We start from the raw sequence: 1,642 nt of genomic DNA on the forward strand, positions 1-1,642 counted from the left end.
TCATTAAACATTTTGTGCTATTTGATAAAAAAAGACTTGATTTTAATATGCACCCGCAGGGAGGATTGAATTATTCATTAATCGTGTGTGAAATTAATGAATCTATTAATTCGAAGGCATGTTGCTGTCCTTTGCGATTATTTTTATTCTGGTTAGCTCTCAATGAGGCAATACCGGCATCGATTGACTGTTCCCCGAATTTATCAGGGTTAACAACCGAGAATATATTCGGTTGGATTTTCGGTAGTTGAATTGACATAACCGCTTATAACGGCTGGCTCTTTATTGAATGCTGAGTGAACAGACCGTTTTATCTGATATCCGAGGAAAACTTATTGATGGACAGAAAAATGCTTCGCGCCCGTCAGCTCCAGGCGGCTAAAGCCGTGCTGCCGGGTCATGCCCGCTACCGGCTTGAAGTCCGGCGCTGTGGCGCTGAACTGGACGTATTCAGCTTCACCGGCGAAGAGCGCCTGTGTGCGCCGTATTGTTACACCATTGATTTCACCAGCCCGACCCGGGATATCGACCCGGCGGTGATGTTGAACAAATCAGCCACGTTTATCTTGCAGGCACCGGAAAACCCGGAACAGGTGCGTAAAGTACACGGCGTCATCACCCGTTTTAACCGGATTGCCGCCTCGGCGGATGAAACGCGCTATCGGGTCTGTCTGGAGCCTTATCTGGCGTTGCTGCGCCACACCCGACGCAGTGGGATTTACCAGCACCAGTCAGTGCCGGAGATTGTGGAAAAGATCCTGCGTGACCGGCATGAATTTCGCGGGCAGGATTTTCTGTTCACGCTGGTGCGGGAGTACCCGAAGCGGGAACTGGTGGTGCAGTGGCAGGAGAGCGATCTGGACTTTATCCAGCGCATACTGGCGGAAGTGGGGATCTGGTATCGCTTCGAGATGGACGGCCGTCTGGGGATTGAAGTGGTGCGGTTCGGGGATAACCAGCGCAACTATCAGTACGATGTGCGTTTACCGTTACGCGATCCGGCGGGCATGAATCACAACGACCGTGATTCGGTGTGGGATTTGCACGTTGAATATCAGGTGGTGACGCAGGGCGTGAAGGTACGGGACTACAACTACCGGGCAGCGGGCAATGATCTGCAATATCAGATCCGCCGGGATCGGGATACCACGATGGTCGGTGAAGTCTATCGCTATGGCGATAACTTTCTTGAGCAGGGGGACCAGATCCAACCGGTGCCGGAAACCGCAGGATTTTATGCCCGTCTGCATCACGAGCGCGACCTGTACCAGCAGCACCTGATCAGCGGCAAAAGCTCCTCCCCGATGCTGGTTCCCGGCTTAGTGCTGGAGCTAGACGGAGAGAGACCGGCTGCGGTGGGCAAAGCGGGGGTGTTGATTGTCGCCATGCACAGCAGCGCCCGGCGTGACAGCAACTATCTGGTCAGTTTTAGCGGTGTCCCGTACAGCGAAGTGTTGAGCTACCGACCGGCGCTGCGGGACCGGCCGGTGATTGCCGGTACGGTTCCGGCGCGGGTGACCAGCAACTGGCCGAACGACGCCTACGGCCATATCGACGTCAAGGGTCGCTACCGCGTCAAATTTGATTTTGATCTGGATGAATGGCCGCTGGGCGGTGAAAGCCTGTGGGTGCGCTTAGCCCG

The 1,642-nt window shown here is 54.3% G+C and carries 2 protein-coding genes; one reads left to right on the top strand and one right to left on the bottom strand.

Features of this window, described 5'->3' with window-relative positions:
• Positions 1-70: 70 nt before the first annotated feature.
• A complete protein-coding gene (locus EAE91_RS23375) occupies positions 71-259 on the bottom strand; it encodes a hypothetical protein (protein ID WP_214090527.1) in 189 nt (62 codons plus the stop codon).
• A 79-nt stretch (positions 260-338) separates the two neighbouring features.
• On the opposite strand from EAE91_RS23375, the gene EAE91_RS23380 reads away from it, so the two are divergent.
• Positions 339-1,642: type VI secretion system Vgr family protein (locus EAE91_RS23380; protein ID WP_244869015.1), on the top strand; the 1,304-nt coding region annotated here is incomplete at its 3' end.

This window comes from Photorhabdus noenieputensis, from assembly GCF_018448935.1.
Taxonomy (GTDB): Bacteria; Pseudomonadota; Gammaproteobacteria; order Enterobacterales; family Enterobacteriaceae; genus Photorhabdus; species Photorhabdus noenieputensis.

Bases quoted from the DNA above. Each gene is read 5' to 3' on its own strand.
- EAE91_RS23375 (WP_214090527.1), bottom strand. From the start codon at position 259: ATGTCAATTCAACTACCGAAAATCCAACCGAATATATTCTCGGTTGTT.